Source organism: Brochothrix thermosphacta DSM 20171 = FSL F6-1036, from assembly GCF_036884295.1.
In the GTDB taxonomy this organism is placed as follows: Bacteria; Bacillota; Bacilli; order Lactobacillales; family Listeriaceae; genus Brochothrix; species Brochothrix thermosphacta.
Genome location: NZ_CP145608.1, coordinates 938,593 through 963,952, shown reverse-complemented (window position 1 = coordinate 963,952; position 25,360 = coordinate 938,593). Strand labels below are relative to the sequence as shown.

Below are 25,360 nucleotides of genomic sequence, written 5' to 3'. Positions count from 1 at the left end.
TCTTGTGGTCTGTACTTTTTTTATTATCTAGTTTAGACCACTAACACCTGTCCATTTTCATCTTCTCCTACCGACACAACTAGTCGTTTGTCAAAGATTCCAAATGCTTTGGTGTTAAGCTTGTGGTCTGAGCTTTTATTTATGGGTAGATACGGTTTAACAAACGTGGGAACGGAATTGTTTCACGCACATGTTCAACACCTGTTACGTATGCTACTAAACGCTCTAAACCTAAACCAAATCCAGCGTGTGGCACATCGCCATATTTAGTGATATCTAAGTACCATGAGTATGCTTCTGGATCTAAGCCATGCTCTTTAACACGTTCTAACATTAAATCAGCATCATGAATACGCTCTGACCCACCAATAATTTCACCATAACCTTCAGGAGCAATTAAATCAGCACATAAAACAACTTCTGGACGTCCAGGTTTTGGTTGCATGTAGAAAGATTTGATTGCTGTTGGGTATTCAGTGATAAAGACTGGTTTATCAAAATGATTAGCAATTGCTGTTTCATGTGGCGAACCAAAGTCATCACCCCATTGAATATCATCAAAATCTAATTTGTGTAATAATTCAATTGCTTCATCATAAGTAATACGTGGGAATTCACCTGTTACTAATTCTAATTTAGATGTATCACGACCTAATGTATCTAATTCCAATTCACAGTTTTTAAGCGCCGATTGGATAATATAAGAAACATATTGTTCTTGAATTTCTAAACTTTCTGCATGTTGTACAAATGCCATTTCTGGTTCAATCATCCAGAATTCAATTAAGTGACGGCGTGTTTTTGATTTTTCAGCACGGAATGTTGGTCCGAATGAAAATACTCGACCTAAAGCCATTGCTGCCGCTTCCATGTATAGTTGGCCACTTTGAGAAAGAAATGCATCTTCATCAAAATATTTTGTATGGAATAATTCCGTTGTTCCTTCTGGTGCACTACCAGTTAAAATCGGCGGATCAACTTTTGTAAAACCATTATCATTGAAGAATTCATATGTCGCACGAATTAATTCGTTACGCACTTTCATAATGGCATGTTGACGTTTAGAACGTAACCATAAATGACGGTTGTCCATTAAAAATTCTGTTCCATGTTCTTTAGGTGTGATTGGGTAATCTTTTGCTTCAGCGATGACTTCAACTGATTGCACGCCCATTTCAAAACCAAATTTAGAACGTGAATCTTCACGGATTTCACCAGTTACATAAAGACTTGTTTCCTGAGTGATATGTTTTGCTAAATCAAACATTTCTTCTGAAACCTCAGCTTTAACGACAACACCTTGCATAAAGCCAGAACCATCACGTAATTGTAAAAACGCAATTTTACCACTTGAACGTTTGTTGTCTAACCAACAACCGATTGTTACGACTTGTCCTACATAATCTTTTGCTTGCTTAATTGTAATTTTCAATTCATTGCCTCCAATAATTTCACTTTAATGTTGTTTTGAAATAACAAAGTTTTTCATTCGTTTGACCGCTTCTTCCAATAACTCTAATGAGGTAGCATACGAGATACGAATATAGTTTGGCGTACCAAACCCTGATCCCGGAATAACCGCAACGTGCGCTTCTTCTAACAATGCCGTTGCAAACGCATCGACCGAATCAAAACCTGTTTGTTTTGCTGCTTCACTTACCTCAATAAAGAGATAAAAGGCGCCGCTTGGTTTATCTACTTTGAAACCAGGAATTGCAGTGATTTGCGGATAAATTGTATCTAAACGCTTGCCAAAGGCTTCCTTCATTACAGAAATTGCTGTTTGATCTCCTGTATAAGCTCCCAATGCAGCATACTGCGCAATTGACGTTGGATTACTTGTGGCATGACCATTTAGCTCGGTCATCGCTTTAATCACTTGTGCATCACCGACTGCATATCCAATACGCCATCCTGTCATTGCATGTGATTTTGACACGCCATTTATAATCATCGTTAACTGTTTGATTTCATCACCTAAAGAAGCAATTGAAATATGTTCAGCCTCACCAAAAATTAATTTCTCGTAAATTTCATCTGAAATAACCATAATTTGGTGTTTAACTGCTACTTCTGCAATCGCCTGTAACTCCTCACGACTATAAACTGTACCCGTTGGATTACTTGGTGAATTGATAAAAAGAGCACGTGTTTTTGGCGTGATCGCTGCTTCAATTTCAGCAGCTGTCACTTTAAATTGTTGCTCTTGCTTTCCTTCAATAATAACAGGAACACCTTCGGCCAATTTAACCATTTCAGTATAGCTGACCCAATAAGGTGCAGGAATAATAACTTCATCCCCTGCATTTAACACTGCTTGGCACAATGTATAAATAGCATTTTTAGCACCCGTTGTAACAATAACTTGATTGGTTGTATAAGTTAAACCATTATCAATGGCTAATTTATCAACAATTGCTTGTTTCAACTCAATGATACCACCAACTGCAGTATATTTTGTTTCGCCATTATCCATCGCTGCTTTTGCAGCATCCAAAATATAATCTGGCGTATTAAAATCCGGTTCACCTGCACCTAAACCAATTACATCAATACCAGAGGCTTTCATCTCTTTTGCTTTACCTGAAATAACCAATGTTGCTGATGGCGTAATGTTTAACGCACGCTTCGATAATTCAAATGTCATTGTTACTGCCTCCTTATAAATTATTAATCTGGCGATACCACGAACCCGTGATGAAATTAATTTCTAAATAATTGAGTGTCCCGTCGGCTTTACGATAAGAAATTTCCCATATCGGAGTGCCTTCATCCATTCCAAGATGCGTTGTTAATATCTTGCTAGGACTTTTTTCTTTTTCTACAATTTCAATTGCTTTTTCCTTAGTGATGCCATCTTTCATCAGATAGCTAATTGTTTTGTTCGCGTATTTCCCTTTAACGCCTCGCGGAACAAAAACAGCTGTTTCTTGTTTTTTATTATTTGGTCCCACAATAACAGAATATTTATCTTTAATACCATTATAGTAGTAAAAATCACTAACGGAGACAATATTCTTTTCTTTTTGAGCCACTTCAAACGCATCAGCTTTCGCTTCTCGAAGTGGTGCTGTTGAAACCAGGTAGACTGTTGTAGCGATACCTATGATAACTAAAAAACAACCTAACACAATCCACGGCCAACGACGACGTCTACGATGTTCATGACTTCTCTTCAATAATGTTTTGATAAGTCTCACACTTTCTGTCACTTATTTCAGTTATTTGTAAAAGGTGAAATTCCACCCTACTCACTAGCATATTATAGCAATCTTACTGCTTAAAATAAAGTAAAAATCGTTTTCAATGGTCGATTATTGTTGTTTGTGGCAACCATTCAGCAATTGCTGGTAAAATCACTTCGCTTGTTCCTTTAACAATATCAACGGAAGGGATCGAATGTAGAAAGGCTTGTCCAAAATCCGTGTTATCAATTCGTTGATCAAATACTAAAATGATACCACGATCATTTTCATGACGCATCAGACGGCCAAACCCTTGACGAAATCGTAAGATAGCCTGTGGTAATGCATATTTTTCAAAAGCATTCTCACCTTGTTCTTTGAAACGACGCATCTGCGCTTTCATGTAAGGGTCTTCTGGTGAAATAAAGGGTAATCTTACAATAGCAATACAACTTAATGCTTCCCCTGGAATATCGAGCCCTTCCCAAAAACTAGTCGTCCCTAATAAAATTGCCTTATCCGTCCGTTTAAATTGTTGAATCAATCGTTGTGTACTACCCGATGTTACATTTTGTGCTAATACACGGTAAGCATCTAATTTTTTATCTTTATTTAATCGATGGTAGGTTGCAGTCAGCATATCATAGGCTGTAAATAATACTAACATCCGTCCATCAGTTACTTGAGCAACATCACTCAGATAATCAGCTAAAGCATGAGCGTACTCATTCACACTGACCTGTTTTACTGATGGCATATCTTCAGGCAAGCACAATCGCACATGCGTGGCATAATCAAATGAAGCCGCTAAAGCTAGCGTTGGTAGCGCACTCGTTTCAAAACCCAATTCTTTTTCTAAATAATCAAACGATCGGTCAGTGGTGAGTGTTGCTGATGTTAAAATCACTGACTTATTCGTTTGAAAAAGACGTTCTTGAATAAGTGGTGCCGTTTGCAATGGCTCACCAACCAAGCGACTGCCATTACGAGTGTTTTTACGGTCTGTTTCGTACCAAACAACCATCTCAGGTTCTGTCTCTGTCATTAGTCTAACCAAGGCTTGCTGTTGCTCCTTGATAAAGCTAATTGCTCGTGTGACTTCAATTTCAAAGAGCGCTTCTTCACTCACCGATTTTGCAGTGCTCATTTCTAACAACTGCTCGCTTAAAACCTTATAAAAATTTTCACAACGTCGGTAAGAAACAACAATATGATCAGGTAATTGGGCAACTGTGGCTTTCTCACCATCCGATAATGCGACACGAAATGCGCCAGGTCGTTTTTCTTTTTCATTCAAAAATAATTCATTTATATAAGTGAAAAAATGGCCCAGTTCCATATCTAAACTAGTGACCGTAAGACCAATCTCAAAGAGAGAATCTGCTAAATCACTTTTTTTCTTCATTTCACTCCAAGTATTCTCTTTATGCAATGACGTAATCCGATTCAACATATAACGCGTTTGTTGTAATGAGAACTGTGCACCTAAAAATTGGCGAGCAGAATCCGTAAGGTGATGGGCTTCATCGACAATAACGTGGTCATAATCTCCTAACACATCGGTTTGAGAAACAGTATCTAACCATAATGTTGCGTGTGTTGTAACAACAATGTTCGCTGCTGCAGCTTCACGTTTCATTCGTGAGTAATACTCGTACTCTTCAAAAATAGAACCATCATCACGCGCACTACTTGTTACCTGATACATAATATTTTTACCGCCACCAGGATGATTAAGCTCAGTCATATCACCGCTATTTGTTTGTAATAACCATATTAACAATTGAGCCTTCGTTAAAAATTCATCATAATTATTCCCTGGTGCCTTTAATACAACGGATAGTTTGTTAAGGCTAACATAATGAGTGCGCCCTTTGACCGTCGCAACTTTTGTTGGAAAAGGTAACAGTTTTTGCAGCCGTGGTACATCTTGAGCCATCATTTGGTTTTGTAATAAAAGTGAGTATGTTGCAACAACTACACGCTTCCCACTTTCTTGTGAAAAATAAGCTGCAGGCAGTAAGTAACCCAACGTTTTACCAATACCAGTGCCCGCTTCAATTGCTTGATGATGATCTAATCGTAATTGATCATATATTTGATCCATCATCACGAACTGATTCGATCGCGGCTCATAATTTGAAAAAGACTGTTGGATTAAGTTCTCTTTTTCCGCCATTGTATGTGGATAAGAAACATCTTCAACTGTTTTATTTAAGATTTCAGTTTCAATTGGTCGGCGAAAAATCAATCCTTCAAATGCTACTAATGATTTTGACAACGGTTCATTACGTCGCTCTTTTTTCTGAATAAGAGTATAAATCTCCTTTGAAAAGTCGCTAAGTAAATGAGGCATTAATTCATATAATTGCTCTAAAACTGAAGTGGGTACTTTATCCAATGCTTGCATGGCTTCTAAAAATAAATGTACAGTTGCTAAAGTATCACTTGCTGCTGAGTGGGGTTGGTCATGAGTGATATTAAAATCCTCACTCAAATCACTGAGACGATAACTATCTAAAGTTGGAAATAAAATGCGTGTTAATTCAACCGTATCAATCACACGAGCTATATCAAAATCGTACCCTAAACGTTTTGCTTCCGATTGTATAAATGGCCAATCAAACTGGACATTATGTGCTACAAAAACAGAATCTGACAATAATGAAGCTATGATTGTCATTATATCTTCAATATAAGGGGCGGTTGCCACCTTTTTTGAATTGATTTTAGTCAACTCCGTAATAAACGGTGGAATCGTCCGATCAGGATTCACTAGCGTTGAAAATTCATGTACAATTTCCCCATGCTCAATGACAATGGCTGAAAATTCTATTATTCGATCGCCTTCATTTGGGCGATGGCCTGTTGTTTCGATATCTACAACAACATATCTCGCTATGTGAATCACCTAATTTCTCTTAGCTCCCTCTATATAATGTCACACAGGTAGCCTTTTATTATTGTTATTATCCTTACCATTATAACAAACACAGCACCATTTTTATAGCTACAAAACGTTTCATATCAAGGTAGTTTTATCAAATCAACTGTAAATTTTAACAAATGACTATTAATACTTGTCATAAAACTAAATCATCTTATCTATTTTCCAAAAAAAAGCCATCACTAGAAAAATTCTAATGATGGTTTTCTTATAATATTTTTTAGAAGAAGAGAAATGTTAGCTTTATCTCTAGAATTACAAGCATAATTTGTCAACATTTCATACATCCATCATTTTTAAGTCTTTTGATACACTATTTTCATTTGCATAAACTATATTGGGATTAACTTTTGAACTTCTTATATTACCATCATTGTCTTATCGACATAAAATGTGTATTATAAAAGTGTATGTAACCGCTTCTCAAGAAAGTAGGTGTATCAATGAATGAGTTTATAACTGAATTTTGGTTTATGTTTAAACAACGCTATATGTATATTATTATCCTTATGATACCTACATTATTTTGCTTTTTTTGGTTTATATTATCATGGAAAAATAGAACAAAGAATTCTACACTACTAACTATCATATCTATGATATTATCTTTTAGTCTTATTTTAGTACTTTGTTTTATTATGCTTATTGCTCTTTATTTAGGATATAATTCTTAATTTTATGGAGGTTATATTAAATGATACGGTTTTCATTTTAACTGTATTGAAAAAACAACAACGATTGGTACTCTCTTACTCTAAGGAATGATGCTCTTAAGGAATTAGCATAGGAATTAATATAAGGATTGGTACTCTCAAGACATTAACATAAGGAATGGTACTCGCTTTCGCTCCGTCCCATATTGTCTCCGTAAGCAAATTAATTTGCAACGGTGTCAACACCCACACTATCCTCGTAAGCAAATAAATTTGCAACGATGATAGTAATTTCATACCCTATAAAAAAAGCCACCACTAGAAAAATTCTAATGATGGTTTTCTTATAATATTTTTTAGAAGAAGAGAAATGTTGAGCTAGTAGGCACGATGCGTGAATGACGGTGCGCGTACATAAGGTACGCAATCCCGAATGAGCAAATTGTAACAACCTAGATTGACGTTTCTCTTAATTCTCTAGCACTTTAACCTAAAACATCTGGAAATTTCATACCCTATAAAAAAAGCCACTACCAGACCTGAAATTTAAGTTTTAAATAGACATGGATCAGTCTATCCTAACTTAAATTCCTTAGTCTAAAAGTAGTGACTTTGTTATAGATTCCAATTTACCAGTGTTTTAACACGGTTAAACTTGCTTTTATTCAGTAACGATTGAGTGGATAAGTGTTGGTTCCACTGCGCTATCAGCAATTGAAATGTTAGCATAGATTTTCGCAATAACATCATCAACATTTTTTCTATTAGAATAAATTGTTACAAGTGGCTCGCCTTCTTTCACTGCTTCGCCAACTTTTTTACGTAACATTAAACCAACTGCTAAGTCAATTTCATCTTCTTTAGTTGCACGTCCTGCACCTAATAACATTGCTGCGATACCAATTTCATCGGCAACCATATTTGATACAACACCCGTTTGTTTAGCTGGTACATCAATCACAAATTCTGCTTGTGGCAAGCGTTCTGGATGATCCACAACTGTTTCATCGCCACCTTGATTGTGTAAGAACGTTCTGAATTTATCGAGTGCTTTTCCATTAGCAATTACTTCTTTAAGCAATTCACGCGCTTCTTCTAATGTTTCTGCTTTTTTAGCAAGCACAACCATTTGCGAGCCTAATGTTAAAACTAATTCTGTTAAATCTTCTGGTCCTTCACCTTTAAGTGTGTCAATTGCCTCTTTAACTTCCAGAGCATTACCAATCGCATAACCTAAAGGTTGTGACATATCAGAAATAACTGCCATCGTTTGACGACCCACGTTATTACCTATACGAACCATTGCATGTGCAAGGTTTTGTGCATCTTCATCTGTTTTCATGAAGGCACCGGCACCTGTTTTAACATCTAAGACAATTGCATCAGCACCTGCTGCGATTTTTTTACTCATGATTGAGCTTGCGATTAAAGGAATCGAGTTAACTGTTCCTGTAACATCACGTAATGCATACATTTTTTTATCTGCTGGTGTTAAGTTTCCTGATTGACCAATAACAGCAACTTTATCGCGGTTGACGATTTCCATAAACTCTTCGTTCGTAATTTCAACATGGAAGCCTTTAACAGCTTCTAATTTATCGATTGTTCCACCCGTATGACCTAAACCACGACCAGACATTTTAGCTGTAGGAATATCTAAAGCTCCTACAAGTGGTGCTAATACAAGTGTTGTTGTATCACCAACACCACCAGTCGAATGTTTATCCACTTTTACGCCTTCAATACCTGATAAATCAATTGTTTCTCCAGAATTAACCATTGCCATTGTTAAAGAGGCACGTTCATTATCTGTCATATCTTGAAAGAAAATTGCCATCGCTAATGCGCTTGCTTGATAATCAGGAATATCGCCAGCTGTGTAACCATCGATAAAGAAATTAATTTCCTCTGTTGATAATTCTTTTCCATCGCGTTTGTTTGCTATAATATCTACCATTCTCATAATAAATCACCAGTCCTTTGTTTTTTAGTAAATTAATCCTACAATTGTAGCTGTTAAGAAACTTACAAGTGTTGCACCATAAAGAAGGCGTAACCCAAATTTAGCTGCCATGTTACCTTTTTCTTCGTTCAATCCTTTAATCGCACCTGAAATGATACCGATTGAAGAGAAGTTTGCAAAAGATACAAGGAATACTGAAACGATTGCTGTTGTACGTCCTGAGAAGTCGAAGTTACCACTTGTCAAGAAGTCCATTGCAACAAATTCATTCGATACTAATTTCGTTGCCATAACACTTCCGGCACTGATTGCCTCTGACCACGGAATACCCATGATGAAAGCAAACGGAGCAAAAACATATCCTAATAGATCTTGGAAAGAAATTCCTAAAATCGCTGAGAAAATACCGTTAACCAACGCAATAATTGCGATGAAACCGATCAGCATTGCCCCAACTGTAATAGCTACTTTGAAACCATCCATGATGTATTCACCAAGTACTTCGAAAAACGATTGTTTACGTTCTTTTTTAACTTCGAGAATATCTTCATCTGGTGCTACTTCGTAAGGGTTGATGATTGAAGCGATGATAAAACCACCAAAAAGGTTTAATACGATTGCTGTAACAACGTATTCTGGTTTTAACATTGTCATATATGCGCCAACAATTGCCATTGATACTGTTGACATTGCTGATGCACATAATGTGTAGAGACGTTTTTCATTTAATAGGCTCAATTGGTTTTTCACTGAAATGAAAACTTCTGATTGACCCAGTATTGCAGATGCAACAGCGTTATATGACTCTAATTGACCCATACCGTTTACTTTACTTAATAAGTAACCGACGCTACGCATGAAAATTTGTAGAATTTTGAAGTGATGTAAAATCCCGATTAACGCTGAGATAAATACAATTGGCATTAACACGCCTAAAAAGAAGCTTGATTGTGCGTCAGCATTAAGGAGACCACCAAATACAAAGTTGATTCCTTCAGCAGCGTAAGATAAAAGGTATTCAAATCCTTTAGCAAACCCACCGACTAATATATTACCTACGTTCGTATTCAACAATACGGCAGCAAGAATAAATTGTAAAACAATCATGATAACAACAGGACGGTACTTGATTTTTTTCTTATCTTTACTGAAAGCCCATGCCATCAATAACACAACAATAATACCGATAATACCAATTAAATATTTCATAAGAGACCACCTTTTAGTTTTTACGATTACAACTGCAATCGTTTACATTTAACATTATACAACATGAACTACAATAAAGGTGAAAAATAAATGAATAAGCAACAGATTGTGCTTATTCATCCTCAGTTTTAGTAGTTGTAACACCAACTGAGCTTTTTCGTAATATTCCGGACAAAAATCGACTTAGCTTTCGCTATTTCTTAGTAGTCCGATTTAGAAGTTCCACCAGCAATAATTGTGACACCAGCACTTGCTCCAATACGAGTTGCTCCTGCTGCGATCATTGCATCAACATCTTCTTTTGAGCGAACGCCACCTGAAGCTTTAACTCCAATGTTAGGTCCAACTGTTTTGCGCATCAAAGCAATATCTTCCGCTGTTGCTCCACCAGTAGAAAAACCTGTTGAAGTTTTAACAAAATCAGTACCTGCTTCAACTGCTAATTCACATGCACGTACTTTTTCTTCGTCTGTTAACAGACATGTTTCAATGATAACTTTTACAATTGCTTGACCTTTAACAGCTTCAACGACTGCTTGAATATCATTTTTTACAACTTCGTTATCGCCATCTTTCAAAGCGCCAACGTTAATAACCATATCTACTTCGTTTGCACCGTTTGCCACAGCATCTTTAGCTTCTGCTACTTTCGCTGCTGTTGTTGATGCACCTAAAGGAAAACCAATAACAGTACATACTTTTGCGTATGCGCCATCTAATTCTTCACTTGATAATTTAACCCAGTAAGGATTAACACATACTGATGCAAAATCGTGTTCACGAGCTTCTGCTGTCAGTTTTAAAATTTGTTCGCGTGTTGCGTCTTGTTTTAATAATGTATGATCAATCATATTTGCTAAGTTCATGATTCAATCACTCCTTTTCTCTTTATATTTTGAGTATACTACATCGTGAACAAATGTACAACATTAGTTTGAACCAATGTTCAAATTTATTTTTAATTATGACGGATAGGCTAACAAACCTTTTGCTGTTTCATAATCTAACAGCAAGATATTGCCATACTTTCCCTTTAATGCCGCATCAATCGCTTGAATTTTACGAACACCGCCAGCAACCAAAATCGCATTTTCCTTATCTTGCAAATCCGCTAATTCAATTCCCATCGTACGATTATCAATTGTCGGGGCACAAACTTCTCCGTTTTCATCATAAAAACGCGAGCAAATATCGCCAACAGCTTTCTTTTTTAATAATTCTATTTCATCTGCTGTTAAATAGCCTAATTGAAACAACAATGCTTCTGGGCGAACTGTACCCACAGTAAAAATAGCAGTATTCGCACGTTTACCTAAATTACTAATTGCTTGGATGTGACGATCTTGTTCGACTACATGTTTTGTTACTTCATTATCAAAAACGACTGGCAAAGGCAATGCTTGAGGCACTGTATTAAACGTTTTCGCGAAAATATTCAATGTTTCATTTGCATAAGTATCAACTTTCGATTGACTGATACCCCCTTTTAGTTGCACGACTTGAATATTTTTATATTCTTGTGGTGTGAGATGTTTTGCAATGGCATGAATTGTTTTTCCCCAGCTCACGCCAATAACATCATCATCCTTTGTGATTGATTCAATATAACGCGCTGCAAACTCACCTAAGGTGTCGTATAGTTTCTCTTCTGAGGTAGTGGGTGCAAATACTAATTGTACGTCTTTAAGCTGGTAGCGCTCCCGTAAAGCTGTTCTTACACCTTCAATATCAGTGAACGGATCAGAAATATTGATTTGCACATACCCCTTCTCTTTGGCATACGCCAATAAACGTGAAACGGTTGGTCGTGATATTTGTAATTGATTAGCAATTTCTTGTTGACTTAATTCCGCTTCATAATATAAGCGAGCAACTGCAACACTTAATTGACCTTTTTCTTCCGGCATGTTCGACACTCCTCTTTGGTTATTGCCTTTAGCTATTCCCTTTAAATGATAGCCGTATGCATCAAAAAAAGCTAGGATATTTATTAGAAGTTGATAAAAAAGAAGTAACAAGTTTAACTCCTTACTTCTAGATATCAGAATATTTTGATGCTCTGCAAAGAAACGATTAGGGATTTTATATTTCTTGTATTTATATATTTAATAAATATCACTAGCTAAAAAAGGCATTTTTATTAGGTTATATTAATAGTTACCTTTTGCTCAAAAAGTAATAAGACAAAATAAATAAGATGTTTTATAATGAACTTTCTACGTTAAAAGAATTTCAAAACATCGCAAAAGAGTTGCATCCCTATTGAATAGGAAAATGATTTTCATTCCTTTAATTTTCATATTAATAATTGTATTCAGTTATTTATTCGTACCGGTAAATATCCAAAGGGTTTTTAACATACTGATACCTATCTCAATATTAATATTAATTCTTCTTTCTTTGTCGTTTTTACTTTTGTATTACTTGATAAAATCATTAAAATAATCATCCATTTTAAAACATAAAAAAAGAGTGGATTTATCCACTCCCTAAAAGTCTTACTTATCGGGGTCACTACATATTGAAGTTTATGTTGACTATTTATATTTCAATATCAGCTGAATATACGTGGTGAATTTCACCTGCTACATCTTGTAATAATAATACGCCATCATCGGTAATACCTTTAAATTCGCCTTCTAAAACACCTTTTAAGGTACGAGCTTTAATGTTTTTATTAAACTGCAAAGCATGCGCTTCCCAATATTTTTTAATTGGAGAAAAACCTTCAGTCAAGTATTGTTGATAAAATGCTTCGAAGTGTACTAAAATTGCTTGTATTAAAGCACTGCGCTGTTGTTTTTCTCCACTTTCAAGTCGTAAACTCGTTGCAATCGTTGCAATATCCTCAGAAAAAACAGCCTGATTAACGTTGATTCCCATGCCGATGATGACTGCTTTTACTTCTTCCGGATCACTGACCATTTCCGTCAATACGCCACAAACTTTTTTACCTGCAATGAAAATATCATTAGGCCATTTAATCTGTGCTTCAATCCCTACAACTTCTTTTATAGCCGCTACGATTGATACTGAAGCTAAAAATGTCAATTGTGGAAACTGTTGCATCGATAACTTTGGTTTTAAAATGAGACTCATAGCGATATTATCCCCTGGCTCTGATAACCAAGTGCGTGACAAACGTCCGCGACCTGCACTTTGAAAGTTAGTCACAACAAGCGTGCCTTCTGGTGTATCTTGGTGCAGTAGTTGTTGTGCAATCAATTGGGTTGAACTTGTCTCTTCGACATACACAATTTTTTGGCCAATTACCTCTGTCTTCAAACCAAGATAAAGTTCATTTTCTGAAATTTGATCGGTGTTTTGTTCTAGGCGATACCCTTTATTTCTCACGGCTTCAACCAAAAAACCTTCTTCTTTCAAGGCATTCATATGTTTCCAAACCGCTGTGCGTGAACAGTTAAGATGATCCGCAATCGCTTGTCCAGAAACAAATTCAGTTTCTGTTGAAGAAAAAAGTTCTAATAAGGCTTTTCGAATATCAGTTTTCATTTTCTACCCACTCTCTAATTGCACTTGCTTCATTCGCTAATAAACCTTCAACAATAGCAACTTCAATCTTGCGTATCAGTGTCGCAATCCAAGCACCTGGTGCTTTTTCTAACCAAAGCATTAAATCATGACCACTAACTGCCAATTGATGACGATTCTGAATTGGTAATTGGTGGTATTGTTCCAAAACTTCTGTTGTGTCTGTTGCTATATTATGTGCCCTCTTTAGTTGCTCTACTAATGTGATTGTAGCTTCACCTGCATCGTATAATGTAAGTGAAGACCACACAGGCACTGTTTGGTAATAAGTCAATGCGTGACTGACAGCCGTCATCATTTCATTTGAAGCTTTCCATTTTTTTAAGAAACGTTTCGCTTCTAGTGGCGCGACCTCGGAACAAAAAAGCGTCCATACTAATTGCGGTTGACGTTCACTTGGCCAGTTAATTGTTTGTAGTTTTTCTAAACTGGTGGCAGCTTCTGCTAAACCGGGCAGATGCTGGTATATGTTTGTATCAGTGATTAACGCTAATCCTTGTTGCACATTACTCCCTAATAATAGTTTTGTCATTTCAACATAACAACGTTCAACTGCAATATGCTCCAATAATGCACGGTTATTTTTAATGGCGTTCTTTGTTGCTAGCTCCAATGTGAATCCGAGTTGACTCACGAATCGTAATGCACGCATCATTCGTAATGCGTCTTCTGAAAAACGCTCATCAGCAATACCAACTGCTTCAATTATTTGTGCCACAATCGCTGCTTGACCCTGATAAGGATCATGCAAAATACCAAATTGATCCATTGCGATGGCATTCATCGTAAAATCACGACGTTTTAAATCCTCTTTTAACGAACGTACAAATGTGACTTCGTCTGGACGGCGATAATCTTGGTATGTTGACTCTGTTCGGAAGGTTGTGATTTCATACCCTTCTTTTTCCATCATTACCGTCACGGTTCCATGTTGAATTCCCGTATCAATTGTATGGCTAAAGAGTTTTTTAACCTCTTCTGGATAAGCCGAAGTGGCAATATCCACATCAGCGATTGGTCGATTAAGAATGACATCCCGCACGGAGCCACCAACAAAATAAGCTTCGTATCCAGCAGTTGTTAATGTTTCTAATAAAGGCAGAGCCTCTTTAAATTTTCCTGTTAACATGACATCCCTACCTAATCTAATATGTTATCCAATCCATAAACTAATCCAGGATTTACAACCACGTGATCCACACCTAGTTTTACACCCGACATAAATGACGCACGGTCATATGAATCGTGACGAATTGTTAAACCTTGTCCTGATGCACCAAATAGCACTTCTTGATGTGCAATTAAACCGGGTAAGCGGACACTATGAATACGCATACCTTCATAATTAGCACCACGAGCACCAGGCATTGTTTCCTCTTCATCTACATTTCCTTGGTAATGCTCTGGACGTACTTCTGCAATCATCTCAGCTGTTTTAACAGCGGTTCCAGATGGAGCATCTAACTTACGATCATGGTGGAGTTCTGTAATTTCAACATCAGGAAAATACTTCGCTGCCATACGTGCAAATTTCATCATCAAGACAGCACCGACTGCGAAATTAGGTGCAATTAAACCACCTGTTTGATTTGTGATTGCTAAAGTCTGTAATTCTTCTATCTGTTCTGGTGTAAAACCAGTTGTTCCTACAACAGGTGCTACTTTGTGTGAAAGTGCCATTTTAGTATGTTTGTAACCCACTGCAGGTGTTGTTAATTCAATGAGTACATCAAAATTTTCCTCAGAAAATAATGTTTCAATCTCATTGTAAACCGGTACATCATAAGTATTAAATTCAGCAATTTCATTTATATTTTGATGTTGGTGACGGTAACCTAATACGCCGACCAATTCATAATTTTCATCATTTAAAACTAAACGAACCGCCTCTGAACCCATGCGTCCCGTATAACCTGTTACCGCAATTTTTATCATTTTAGTCATCCTTTCGTTCCCAACGATCTTTATCGCGGGTGTTAAATTTATGCAGCACTTCTTCGTGTGCCTCTTGTAAATCAATGCCTAATGAATTAGCCATACAAATTATTGTGAATAAAACATCTCCAAGTTCTTCTTTAACAGTGACTTCTGCTTCACTCGTTTTTTTGGGTTTTTCACCGTAAAAATGATTAACTTCACGTGCCAATTCACCGGTTTCTTCGGTAATACGTGCCATCATCGCTAATGGTGAAAAATAACCCGTTTTAAATTGACCGATATGGTCATCTACTTCTTGTTGGATCGTGCGCATTGACTTATCTGTCATCGTTATCATCCTTTCGATTTCCCAACTGTCTATTATATTAAGACAATTGCTCATTCGTCACTTTGACGTTTATATGGACTCAATTTTACAATAATACTCATACATTATTGTATCATTTTTTGTAAAGGCTGAACAACTTGATTTAACAGCTTTCTACACCTATACTGAAACTATACGAATGGAGGTTTTTTGTTATGAAAAAAGTACTCTTTATCCAAACGGGTTTTGGTGTCGATGTTCATGGCCAAGATGTCACTAAAGCAGCTGTTCGAGCTGTTGATAATGCCATTTATCATAATTCAATGGCTGGTATTGAAGCAATGCTCCCAAATGAAGATTTAAATAATATGTGTGTTACTGTTAAATTAGCAATTCCTACTGATGAAGCAGAGCTGGATATAGAAGCTGTTAAAGCTCGCATCCCTTTTGGCACAGTTACCGTTGAAACACAACGCGGTGGTATGGTAACAACTCATGGCATTATTATTCCCGAAAAAGGCGATAAAAATGACTTAATGTATATCGTGAATGCGAGTGTTGAAGCAGGTTATTAGTAGCTTCTTACAAATAAAAAGACACTGTTAAGTGTCTTTTTTTGATGGTTTAAATTGTTTGCATCCATCGAAAATTTCTTTATTGATACGTTTTTTGTTATACTTACAATAGAATACGTTTACATACTTTTCAGTTCACTCATTATACAATTAGTTTAGCACTACCGATTATGATTCATACTAGGAGGTCCACTATGCTAAAAAAATTATTGATTTGTCTCGCTTTTTTCGTCTTCATCTCACTTTTAAGCATCATTTTCAACTCGAGTGATAACATTATTCGTACATTGTTTATTAATTTCCTTTTTTCACTAGGATTATTTGCTGTTATTAGCATGTCATCCGTTTATAATTTCAGAGAATAATCAACTCAATCAATCATACCTTATTTTATCCTTACCCCTTCTTGCAATAAATGATCCGTTTAAAAGCCTAATCATCTGATTAAGCTTTTTTTATAGGGAAAATTGTACTTGGAAAGCAGCTGTGATAATACTCTTAACGATTGAAAACATTCTAAATCAAAAAAACGTTCAATTGTTCAATCTTTCAATCGTAAATACTGCGCCACAGGATAGTCACTCAAATCAATTTGAACATCACGCCCTAAAACTAAATCGGCTACGATTTTGGCAGCATAAGGTCCTACAGTTAACCCAGATGCACCTAGTCCGTTTGCTACGTAGGCATTACTAGCAAACGGTACTTGACCAATTACTGGTGTATAATCCGAGGTATAGGCTCGTGTGCCCGTACGCACTTCAATTATTTGAGAATCGCGCCATCCCGGCGCAAAACGTAAACTTTCTGTTGCAATATCATTCAGTTCACCGATAGTGGGTGCTAAATCAAAGTCTTTGCCCTTTTCATGTGAAGCCCCAATGACAAGATGCTGACCATCAAACGGCACGAAACTATAAGCAGAAGCTGGCATCATCACTGGCCATTCTCCTGTCGCTTGTTGAGGGTTCAAGTGAAAAAGTTGCCCTTTTTGCGTATCAATATCACAAAAAACATCATCATCAAACATTTTTCCTAACCACGCACCTGCAGCTAAAATGATTTTATCAGCAATTAGTTCGTTATCATTTACCCACACCTGCAGTTGTTCTTCTTTGCGTTTTAATACAGCTGTGCCTTTCACTAACTTCAATCCATTACGTAGTGCCACTTCTTGTAAAGCTGCCACAAGATTAGTACCATCAACACGGGCTCCCCCACTCACAAAGAGTCCCACTAATTCAGCTGCTAAAAATGGGTAACGATTTTGAATATCCGCTTCATCTAGTATTAATAGCTCTCCTATTTCAGGGGCTTCTTCTAAACGTTCAGTAATAATCTCCTGCAACTCAACGATTTTAGAAAGTTGATCGCGTAATATTAATGCACCCGTTTGTTTATACCCTGTATCAACTGTCGCTTCTTGCTCCAATAGAGGAATTAATTCACGGTAAAAACGTGCGCCTTCTACAGCTAAACGATACCATGTTTTATTACGTCTTTTTGATACCCATGGACAAACAATTCCGGATGCTGCTGCCGATGATTGACCAGCACCTTCACGATCAATCAATGTCACCTCAATATCTGCTTCTTTTGTTAATAAATAGGCTGCTGTCATTCCGACAATGCCACCGCCCACAATCGTTATTTTCATACGTTCCGCTCCTTTATACTACTTTATATACTATCTCATGATTATAACATTTGTCAGCTCGTTTTTCTGTGTCGGGTTGATGGCTAATTATCACACTAAAAAAAGCATTCTGACATAAAGTGTCAAAATACTTCAGTTGTATACAAGAGGTATTTTTATACGTAATAAAGTATACGATCAATTTTATCGCTATAACTCTTAACTGTATATGTACTTGAGCTACCTATCATTGCGATAAATTGTGAAAAAACATCAAAAGGTATTTTTGTATCACTGTATTTTATATATGTACTAGCAATATCTTTTATTAAAGCATTTGAATTTTCAGGAACTTCGTTAAACAATTTCATACAGTCTTTGAAATATCTTTTCATTATAACTAAAGATGCAAATTGAGTTGTAGTAAAATCATTAAAGTAATTGGAATTAATTAAGATGATATCTAATATCTTTTTAACTTCTCTAGGAGTCATCGTTTGATAATGCGCGATAGAGGTTATTAGATTAGAGATATTATCTATAACATCTGATTTAAGCGCTTGTTTCAAATTTATATTTATAAATTCTTTATAGTCATTACTGACAGGTAGCGTTATAAAATTCGTTATATATTTCTCTATAAAGAGCTTGCCAGAACTATCTTCATAATAAGGTTCATCACTATTTAACATGGAATTTGTACTATCTAAAGAAGATATCTTATCTAAAGCTGGGTATACAACAAATGGATTTATAGAGAACACAAAAGTTATTCCTTTTATGTCTATAAAAGCCTCTATTGACGAGAAGAAGTTTATTATTGTATCTTTAGAACACCTATCAAGTTCATCCACGAATATAACTAAGCTGCTATCTTTATTTTTATTAACCATGACGTCCTTGAAAGTAGTAAGTTCTTGACGAACGTTAGCTCTTAAACCTAACATTTTCTCATAATTAGGGTATTTATGACTCCGCAGTATATCTTCTCCTTTTCTTTTAAAATAACTTAACGTATCTAAATATAGTTTTTTGATAAGGTCATAAGAAATAACACCCGCTATTAAACTCGAAAAACCTGTTACTAGACTTAAACTATTGTATTTAAAGTTAGCGTCAGCTAGTATATGTATCGTCCAATTTAATAGGATTATAAAAACAAAAGGCATCGAAATAGATACAATTGTTGACTTTATTTTTTTCTTGTTTTTAATAGACTTCAAAATAAAACGTATTTTACCAAAGTATGGTTGCAATAATAACTGTTTTTCAGAAACAGATTGAAGGAGTGAATGCCATATTTGTTCCTGATCATCGTACTTCGAGGCATTAAAATCAACAGAAACTCCTTCAAATTTATTAGCTATCATTTTCTTTTTAATTAACTCTAAAAATGTAGATTTACCACTCCCCCACTCTCCTATAATGCCTACACTCATATTATTTTTCGAATTATTTGATCCAATTAACTTAGCAACTGAATCGGCCAAAGAACTGCGGTCTAAATAATCTTCAGATATATGTGTTGTATATTCTTCCTCAATAGAGATTCGATGCTTGTCTAGAAATTCTTTTTGATGATGCGTGCCTAACCGATTATCAATAGTATGTAATTGTTTTTTTAAATCACTCAACCTGTTTTCTGGAAGGCTACTTAAATATTCTTCTGTTTCATCAGGGTTTTGTACCCTATGTAATTCCTTAGCTTCATCGTCATCGAAAAGATCTTCCAAAATTCCATCAAATTCTTTTTTTATCTCTTTTCTTTTTGTATACAGTGCTTGTAACTCATCTTCTGTCAAAATTCACCCTCCAATATCAATAATATACTTTAATTATACGTTATTGTTCGTTTAATACTAGTTTTTTTGCGCTCTTAGAAACTTTATATGTTGTACAATTAAAAAACATTTAAAATTATGAGGTACTACGATGACAAAAAAGCACTTAACATCTTTATGGTATGGAACAACTTAACAAAATAGATTATTAGTAAAGAAACAGACCTGTTACAAAAAACTTTTAAAAAAAATCTAGATCCATGTAATCAGTCGAAGGAATTAATAGACGAATCAATGGCTATTTAAGATAAAAGAAACGACTGAAACCATTATTAAAACAATCAAGCATTTTCTTTTCCTAATAACCTGTATCTTCTGAATAATCCATTAATCAACACCTCATTAACACCGTTATATTTCACATTAATCTTACATAACCAGCTATCCGACGGTTGATAACGTTATTAAACTTACGATGGGTTTCTATTCCGTGTGAGTGTATACGCCTCAAAGATAGTCATGACAATTTTGAGCGTGGAGCTGTCGGAAAGAGTGACATTTTAATACACCGCAGTGTGTGTATCAAGGAGGATGTTAAATCCAAGGAAGTCTATCCATTAACATATAAATTACTGATTGATCTGCAAACCAAAAAAATTCAGCTTATCAATCAGCTTTATATACAAAGATTAGAATGGACATATAGAAGGAATCAACAACAAAATTAAGCTCATCAAACGGGTTTCTTTTGGTTATCGAAATCCCACTCATTTCGAAATTGAATTCTATTTGCTTTTAAACATAAACGTGTACAGTCGTGATGGTTGTGAGGGTGACTGCGCGAAACGGAAAAGTGGCGTCCGAATACCCCACCGCGGAGCGAGGAGGATAAGGAGTTATCCGCAAATTTAGAAGAAATAGTTGAAAGGAATGGTACTCTCGTAAAGCTTCTAACTACTGATTGGTACTCAATTGCTTACGCAATCTCCGTCCCATACTATTCTCGTAAGCTCATGAATTCGCAACGATATTAGCAATCCGCTACGGTATTAGCAATGACAAAAAATAAGCAGCTACCAAAAAAGGCAGCTGCAAAAATGACTTATTTTACTAAATTTTGAATAACAACACTATTTGACATAGAGCCATAGTTTTACGGTATTACTTATCTGTAGCATCTCGTCCCAATAGACGTTCGGCTTTCGCTTTTGCCTGGAATTTACTTACTAACGGTGGTAATTCCGCTAATTCAGGATATTTCGTTTGTAACGCATTTAATAATAAACGGTCAGCTAAATCCGCATTATTTGCTAACAATGCACCATGTAAATACGAACCAAATGTATTTTTATAAATCGTTCCTTCTGTACCATCTTCACCGTTGTTGCCTCGTCCTTTTTCAACCATTGCCAACGGTTGTTGACCTTCACCAAGGTATGTACGTCCCCCATGATTTTCAAAGCCAACATATTTTTCGTCAAACGTTTTATTGTGTAAAATTACATCACCGATAAAACGTTCGTCGCCATTCACCGTATAGTGTGGCATCACACTAATACCATCGATACGATTGCCATCAGCGTCCATGTAATATTGACCCAACATTTGATAGCCACCACAAATAGCTAACATCACTTTATTATTCTCAATGTAGGCTGTTAAGGCTGCTTTTTTTGTTTGTAAATCTTTTGCTACTAATAGTTGTTCATAATCTTGACCGCCACCAATAAAAACCATATCGTATTTATCGCCATCAAATGGTTGATCCAAGCTGATTGTTTCGATATCGAAAGCAATACCGCGCGCATTCGCACGATGTTTAAGCACTAATAAATTGCCATTATCGCCATACGTATTTAACAGGTTGGCGTAAAGATGACACATTGTTAATGACATATCCATATTACCACTTTCCTTTCAACATGTTATTTTTGTACAGCTCTTCACGGAAACGCAACATTGCTGTGTACGTTGTTAATACGTAGACATCATCTGTTTTTTCTTTTTGAATCGCTTCGATTAAACCATCGATTGTCGGTACAATGCCAATTTCATCTTCTGGAATTCCAGCAACATTCAAACGCACACCTAAATCGTAATAACGTTCGCCACCTACACTATAACTTGGGATTGGCATTTCAGCTAATTTTTCAAAATTAACATCCCAAATCCAACTCACGTCAATACCATCTGCATAATGGTTGTTCATCAGTAAGAACAATGAGAACTCCTTCTCATGCAAAGCAATCGTTTCAATCGCTTGATTAAACCCAACAGGGTTTTTAACTAAAATAACATGTACTCGTTTGTCACCAACCATTACGGCTTCTTGACGTCCAAAAACAGCTTGATCAAGGACTAATCCTCGTTGAAGTTGCTCTGTTGATAAACCAAATTCACGTCCAATTGCATAAGCCGATAAAGCATTATAGCTATTATACAAGCCTCCGACAGTTAAGTGGTAAGGGTCATTATCAATTTGAACATCCGCTTCTTGGTCCGTTAAACGCGTCACTTCATTCAAGCGATACGTCAGTTCTGGACGTTTATAATCACATGTTTCACAATAGTAATCTCCAAGATTATTATAAGTAATAAAGTTATATTTTAATGGTTTTTTACAATGTGGACACAAAGTAGCGGTTGCATTGATTTGCGCTTCTTGTGCTTCACCTTTTTCAATGTCAAAACCAAAATAAGTTACTGGATTCGGTACATCTAAATCATGGAAGATCGGTGCATCACCATTTACAAATAATTTTGTTTCAGGCGTTAAACGAGCGCCATCAAGCATTAATTTTAATGTCGTATAGACTTCACCATAACGATCAAGTTGATCGCGGAATACATTGGTAAAAACAATCGCATGTGGTTTTACATACTCAGTAATACTCACAAGACTTGCTTCATCTACTTCTAAAATAGCATGACATTTTTCTTTGCGACCTGGTTGATAATTTTTCAAAAATGTTGAGGTAATTCCTTGTAACATATTAGCCCCTGTTGTGTTCGAAATCGTATCAGGATCAAGTTGTTTCAATACATTATGCATCAAAGCTGACGTTACTGTTTTACCATTTGTACCGGTAACAATTATCACTTCATAATTTTTAGAGATTTCTTCTAACACAGTCGGATCAAGTTTCAGCGCAACACGGCCTGGAAAACTGCTTCCTCCTTTGGTTAATGTCTGCACTGTCATGTAGACGGTTTTCCCGACCACAGCTGCCATTTTACTACGTAGTGACATGTTATTTCCCCTTCCAATCAATCGTATTCATTCAATTTATTTTACCACATGTGTTGTTTCTTCCAAAATAGTAAGCTATTGTTGACGCAACAAGTGGCGTTGTATCTTACCCGTAGCTGTTCGTGGTAACTTTTCTACGTGATAATAGGCCTGTGGCCATTTATATTTTGCTAGTTTATTCTTCAAAAAGTGAGCGAGTTCAGCTTCTGTCACTGCTTTATCTGTAACAATGTAGGCAACAGGCACTTGTGTCCATTGCTCATTTGGAACACCGACAACAGCAATTTCCTTTATTGCAGGATGACCCAAAAGTACATGTTCAATTTCAGTGGGGTAAATATTCTCGCCACCAGAAATAATCAAATCACCCGCACGTTCTTTTACATATAAAAAGCCTTCGTTATCAAGGTAACCGACATCGCCTGTTCTAAACCATCCGTTTTGAAAATCAGTTGATTGTTTACCATAGTAGCCTGGTGTAATATTAGCACCTTTGAGCCAAATATCACCGACAGTATCAGCGGCTTCAGTTCCCTTATTAATACGCAATTGCGTTTGAAAAAGCGGCAAACCTGCAGAACCTAATTTATCAGCAACTTTGTCCAAAGGCATTGCAACAGCTTGTGCTGCGGTTTCTGTCATACCGTATGAAGGTATGACTGGAATATTTCGTTCTTGGCAGGCTGCTAATAATTCTTTTGTCACCGGTCCACCACCAAGCAATACTACTTTAACTGCTGGGTGACAACGATAGGTTGATGATGTTGTATCAAGCAGTCGATGCAACATTGTTGTTACAACTGACGCATGCGTAATGGTACCTTCGGTTAATAATAAACCGAGGCGAAACGCATCAAATTTTTGTTCTAGCATCACAGCCGTACCAAACAATAATGAGCGCATCATAATTGATAAACCACTTATGTGAAACAAGGGCACCGCACAGTACCAACAATCACCCACTCCTAAAGCGTTTGTCATGGCGGTTCCCATTGCTGATGCGAGATGGTTTCCGTAGGTTTGTTGCACCGCTTTAGGATGACCCGTCGAGCCTGACGTAAACATCATGGATGCTGTCGCCTTTAAAGATACCGTTTTATTTGGTATCATCGCAGGTGCGGTTAACTTCTCTAACGATACAAACGAAAGAGCAGGTCGCTGTGCTAAATCTAGCACGGCAACCAACTCTTTGAAGTTATCTGCATAAAGGAGTTGTGTTGTATCACTTTGCTCTAATTGATAGTTAATTTCAGAGGCGGTTAAGCGGTTATTAATAAAAACGGTTACCGCTCCGATTTGTTGTAATGCCAATATTAGCTCATACATTGCACGATTATTTTCACCTAGCAACGCCACGTGTTGTCCCGGAGAAATAACTGTTTGTAATTTCCCCGCTATTGACCACACACGTTTCCCTAATTCACGGAAGGTCGTTGTTTCGTTATCATAAATAAGTGCACTGGCTGTGGGTGACTGTTCCACCCTTTGGCTTAACCAATTATTCACAAACATTTACTCCACCCTCTCACTTTATGGGAATTTAGGGAATTGATCAAAGTTTGGCTCACGTTTTTCTTTAAAAGCATCGCGGCCTTCTTTTGCTTCGTCTGTTGTATAGTATAACAATGTTGCATCACCAGCAAATTGTTGTAAACCAGCTAAACCATCTGTATCTGCGTTAAAGGCTGCTTTGATGAAACGTAATGATGTTGGGCTTTTCTTCAACATTTCCTCTGCCCAATCCATTGTTTCTTCTTCTACTTGTGCCAATGGTACCACTTTATTTACCCAGTTCATATCATAAGCTTCTGCTGCAGTATATTGACGACACATGAACCAAACTTCTTTCGCACGTTTATGACCTATAACTCGTGCCAAGTAGCCTGAACCATATCCAGCATCAAAGCTACCAACATTAGGCCCTGTTTGACCAAAGATGGCGTTGTCTGCTGCAATTGTAATATCACACACTAATTGTAGAACGTTACCACCACCGATAGAATAACCACGAACCATTGCAATAACAGGTTTAGGCATTACACGGATAAGGCGTTGTAAATCTAAAACGTTTAAACGTGGGATGTTATCATCACCTACATAACCACCGTTTCCACGTACTTTTTGATCCCCACCTGAGCAGAATGCTAAATCGCCTTCACCAGTTAAAATAATAACACCTGTATCTGCATCTTCACGACAGATTGTAAATGCATCAATCATTTCCATTACAGTTAAAGGTGTAAATGCATTACGTACATGTGGACGATTAATTGTTATTTTTGCCACGTGGTTTGTTTTTTCAAATTTAATCTCTTGATATTCTTTCACTTGTTTCCAGTCATATGTTTTCATTCTCTATTCCTC

General features: G+C 36.5%; 20 protein-coding genes and 1 pseudogene. 3 read left to right on the top strand and 18 right to left on the bottom strand.

Annotated elements, in window-relative coordinates:
- Positions 1 to 139: 139 nt before the first annotated feature.
- The 12 genes from asnS to V6S17_RS04950 form a co-directional block, all read right to left on the bottom strand.
- Positions 140 to 1,432 (bottom strand): asparagine--tRNA ligase, encoded by a 1,293-nt coding sequence (gene asnS, locus V6S17_RS05005; RefSeq protein WP_029092618.1) that lies wholly within the window; start codon positions 1,430 to 1,432, stop codon positions 140 to 142.
- Positions 1,433 to 1,456: 24 nt separating this feature from the next.
- The gene (locus tag V6S17_RS05000; protein ID WP_029092619.1) at positions 1,457 to 2,647 is read right to left on the bottom strand and encodes a pyridoxal phosphate-dependent aminotransferase; all 1,191 of its coding nucleotides are present in this window, start codon (positions 2,645 to 2,647) and stop codon (positions 1,457 to 1,459) included.
- A gap of 13 nt (positions 2,648 to 2,660) precedes the next feature.
- Positions 2,661 to 3,200, bottom strand: coding sequence for a DUF5590 domain-containing protein (locus tag V6S17_RS04995; protein WP_141690176.1), 540 nt, complete (start codon positions 3,198 to 3,200; stop codon positions 2,661 to 2,663).
- Positions 3,201 to 3,303: 103 nt separating this feature from the next.
- Positions 3,304 to 6,096, bottom strand: coding sequence for an ATP-dependent DNA helicase DinG (dinG, locus tag V6S17_RS04990; protein ID WP_029092621.1), 2,793 nt, complete (start codon positions 6,094 to 6,096; stop codon positions 3,304 to 3,306).
- 1,350 nt (positions 6,097 to 7,446) lie between these two features.
- Positions 7,447 to 8,748, bottom strand: coding sequence for a pyrimidine-nucleoside phosphorylase (locus tag V6S17_RS04985; protein ID WP_029092622.1), 1,302 nt, complete (start codon positions 8,746 to 8,748; stop codon positions 7,447 to 7,449).
- Between the two features lie 24 nt (positions 8,749 to 8,772).
- Positions 8,773 to 9,957, bottom strand: coding sequence for a NupC/NupG family nucleoside CNT transporter (locus V6S17_RS04980; protein ID WP_029092623.1), 1,185 nt, complete (start codon positions 9,955 to 9,957; stop codon positions 8,773 to 8,775).
- Positions 9,958 to 10,157: 200 nt separating this feature from the next.
- Entirely contained in the window at positions 10,158 to 10,823 is a 666-nt protein-coding gene (gene deoC / locus V6S17_RS04975) for a deoxyribose-phosphate aldolase (RefSeq protein WP_029092624.1), read from the bottom strand.
- Positions 10,824 to 10,919: 96 nt separating this feature from the next.
- Entirely contained in the window at positions 10,920 to 11,864 is a 945-nt protein-coding gene (locus V6S17_RS04970; RefSeq protein WP_029092625.1) for a sugar-binding transcriptional regulator, read from the bottom strand.
- A gap of 634 nt (positions 11,865 to 12,498) precedes the next feature.
- Positions 12,499 to 13,470 (bottom strand): biotin--[acetyl-CoA-carboxylase] ligase, encoded by a 972-nt coding sequence (locus V6S17_RS04965; RefSeq protein WP_029092626.1) that lies wholly within the window; start codon positions 13,468 to 13,470, stop codon positions 12,499 to 12,501.
- Positions 13,460 to 14,638, bottom strand: a complete 1,179-nt coding sequence (locus V6S17_RS04960; RefSeq protein ID WP_029092627.1) for a CCA tRNA nucleotidyltransferase — start codon at positions 14,636 to 14,638, stop codon at positions 13,460 to 13,462. Before V6S17_RS04960 ends, V6S17_RS04965 begins: the two co-directional genes overlap by 11 nt.
- 11 nt (positions 14,639 to 14,649) lie before the next feature.
- On the bottom strand, positions 14,650 to 15,441 hold the full coding sequence (dapB, locus tag V6S17_RS04955; RefSeq protein ID WP_029092628.1) for a 4-hydroxy-tetrahydrodipicolinate reductase: 792 nt from the start codon (positions 15,439 to 15,441) through the stop codon (positions 14,650 to 14,652).
- Between the two features lie 4 nt (positions 15,442 to 15,445).
- Positions 15,446 to 15,775: a nucleotide pyrophosphohydrolase gene (locus V6S17_RS04950; protein ID WP_029092629.1), complete on the bottom strand. Its 330-nt coding sequence runs from the start codon at positions 15,773 to 15,775 to the stop codon at positions 15,446 to 15,448.
- Positions 15,776 to 15,969: 194 nt separating this feature from the next.
- Here V6S17_RS04950 and V6S17_RS04945 point away from each other — a divergent pair, with 194 nt between their 5' ends.
- Together V6S17_RS04945 and V6S17_RS04940 are read left to right on the top strand one after the other, a co-directional pair.
- Positions 15,970 to 16,329 carry a Lin0512 family protein gene (locus V6S17_RS04945; RefSeq protein WP_029092630.1) on the top strand — a complete coding sequence of 120 codons (360 nt, stop codon included), beginning with the start codon at positions 15,970 to 15,972 and terminating at the stop codon, positions 16,327 to 16,329.
- A gap of 194 nt (positions 16,330 to 16,523) precedes the next feature.
- A complete protein-coding gene (locus V6S17_RS04940) occupies positions 16,524 to 16,694 on the top strand; it encodes a hypothetical protein (protein WP_154657754.1) in 171 nt (56 codons plus the stop codon).
- Positions 16,695 to 16,870: 176 nt separating this feature from the next.
- Here the strand turns inward: V6S17_RS04940 and V6S17_RS04935 are convergent, their stop codons facing one another.
- Both V6S17_RS04935 and V6S17_RS04930 read right to left on the bottom strand, forming a co-directional pair.
- A complete protein-coding gene (locus V6S17_RS04935) occupies positions 16,871 to 17,986 on the bottom strand; it encodes an NAD(P)/FAD-dependent oxidoreductase (RefSeq protein WP_029092631.1) in 1,116 nt (371 codons plus the stop codon).
- 155 nt (positions 17,987 to 18,141) lie between these two features.
- Positions 18,142 to 19,767: a KAP family P-loop NTPase fold protein gene (locus V6S17_RS04930; RefSeq protein ID WP_029092632.1), complete on the bottom strand. Its 1,626-nt coding sequence runs from the start codon at positions 19,765 to 19,767 to the stop codon at positions 18,142 to 18,144.
- A gap of 672 nt (positions 19,768 to 20,439) precedes the next feature.
- Between V6S17_RS04930 and V6S17_RS12665 the strand changes: the two are divergent.
- Positions 20,440 to 20,658: pseudogene (locus V6S17_RS12665) on the top strand (transposase); the annotation flags it as partial.
- Positions 20,659 to 20,907: 249 nt separating this feature from the next.
- On the opposite strand, the gene V6S17_RS04920 reads toward V6S17_RS12665, so the two are convergent.
- The 4 genes from V6S17_RS04920 to menB all read right to left on the bottom strand — a co-directional run bounded on the left by V6S17_RS04920 (position 20,908) and on the right by menB (position 25,348).
- The gene (locus tag V6S17_RS04920) at positions 20,908 to 21,642 is read right to left on the bottom strand and encodes a type 1 glutamine amidotransferase (RefSeq protein WP_080712985.1); all 735 of its coding nucleotides are present in this window, start codon (positions 21,640 to 21,642) and stop codon (positions 20,908 to 20,910) included.
- A gap of 7 nt (positions 21,643 to 21,649) precedes the next feature.
- A complete protein-coding gene (locus V6S17_RS04915; RefSeq protein WP_029092633.1) occupies positions 21,650 to 22,996 on the bottom strand; it encodes a Mur ligase family protein in 1,347 nt (448 codons plus the stop codon).
- A 75-nt stretch (positions 22,997 to 23,071) separates the two neighbouring features.
- Positions 23,072 to 24,508, bottom strand: a complete 1,437-nt coding sequence (locus V6S17_RS04910) for an o-succinylbenzoate--CoA ligase (RefSeq protein WP_029092634.1) — start codon at positions 24,506 to 24,508, stop codon at positions 23,072 to 23,074.
- An 18-nt stretch (positions 24,509 to 24,526) separates the two neighbouring features.
- Positions 24,527 to 25,348, bottom strand: a complete 822-nt coding sequence (gene menB / locus V6S17_RS04905; protein ID WP_029092635.1) for a 1,4-dihydroxy-2-naphthoyl-CoA synthase — start codon at positions 25,346 to 25,348, stop codon at positions 24,527 to 24,529.
- Positions 25,349 to 25,360 lie beyond the last annotated feature (12 nt).

What these genes read in the sequence shown, in the direction of transcription:
- V6S17_RS04915 (WP_029092633.1), bottom strand. Translation starts at nt 22,996, where the DNA reads ATGTCACTACGTAGTAAAATGGCAGCTGTGGTCGGGAAAACCGTCTAC.
- V6S17_RS04950 (WP_029092629.1), bottom strand. Translation starts at nt 15,775, where the DNA reads ATGACAGATAAGTCAATGCGCACGATCCAACAAGAAGTAGATGACCAT.
- V6S17_RS04910 (WP_029092634.1), bottom strand. Translation starts at nt 24,508, where the DNA reads ATGTTTGTGAATAATTGGTTAAGCCAAAGGGTGGAACAGTCACCCACA.
- menB (WP_029092635.1), bottom strand. Translation starts at nt 25,348, where the DNA reads ATGAAAACATATGACTGGAAACAAGTGAAAGAATATCAAGAGATTAAA.
- V6S17_RS04935 (WP_029092631.1), bottom strand. Translation starts at nt 17,986, where the DNA reads ATGAAAATAACGATTGTGGGCGGTGGCATTGTCGGAATGACAGCAGCC.
- V6S17_RS04920 (WP_080712985.1), bottom strand. Translation starts at nt 21,642, where the DNA reads ATGTCATTAACAATGTGTCATCTTTACGCCAACCTGTTAAATACGTAT.
- V6S17_RS04940 (WP_154657754.1), top strand. Translation starts at nt 16,524, where the DNA reads ATGCTAAAAAAATTATTGATTTGTCTCGCTTTTTTCGTCTTCATCTCA.
- V6S17_RS04970 (WP_029092625.1), bottom strand. Translation starts at nt 11,864, where the DNA reads ATGCCGGAAGAAAAAGGTCAATTAAGTGTTGCAGTTGCTCGCTTATAT.
- V6S17_RS05000 (WP_029092619.1), bottom strand. Translation starts at nt 2,647, where the DNA reads ATGACATTTGAATTATCGAAGCGTGCGTTAAACATTACGCCATCAGCA.
- V6S17_RS04965 (WP_029092626.1), bottom strand. Translation starts at nt 13,470, where the DNA reads ATGAAAACTGATATTCGAAAAGCCTTATTAGAACTTTTTTCTTCAACA.
- V6S17_RS04945 (WP_029092630.1), top strand. Translation starts at nt 15,970, where the DNA reads ATGAAAAAAGTACTCTTTATCCAAACGGGTTTTGGTGTCGATGTTCAT.
- V6S17_RS04960 (WP_029092627.1), bottom strand. Translation starts at nt 14,638, where the DNA reads ATGTTAACAGGAAAATTTAAAGAGGCTCTGCCTTTATTAGAAACATTA.
- V6S17_RS04980 (WP_029092623.1), bottom strand. Translation starts at nt 9,957, where the DNA reads ATGAAATATTTAATTGGTATTATCGGTATTATTGTTGTGTTATTGATG.
- deoC (WP_029092624.1), bottom strand. Translation starts at nt 10,823, where the DNA reads ATGAACTTAGCAAATATGATTGATCATACATTATTAAAACAAGACGCA.
- V6S17_RS04985 (WP_029092622.1), bottom strand. Translation starts at nt 8,748, where the DNA reads ATGAGAATGGTAGATATTATAGCAAACAAACGCGATGGAAAAGAATTA.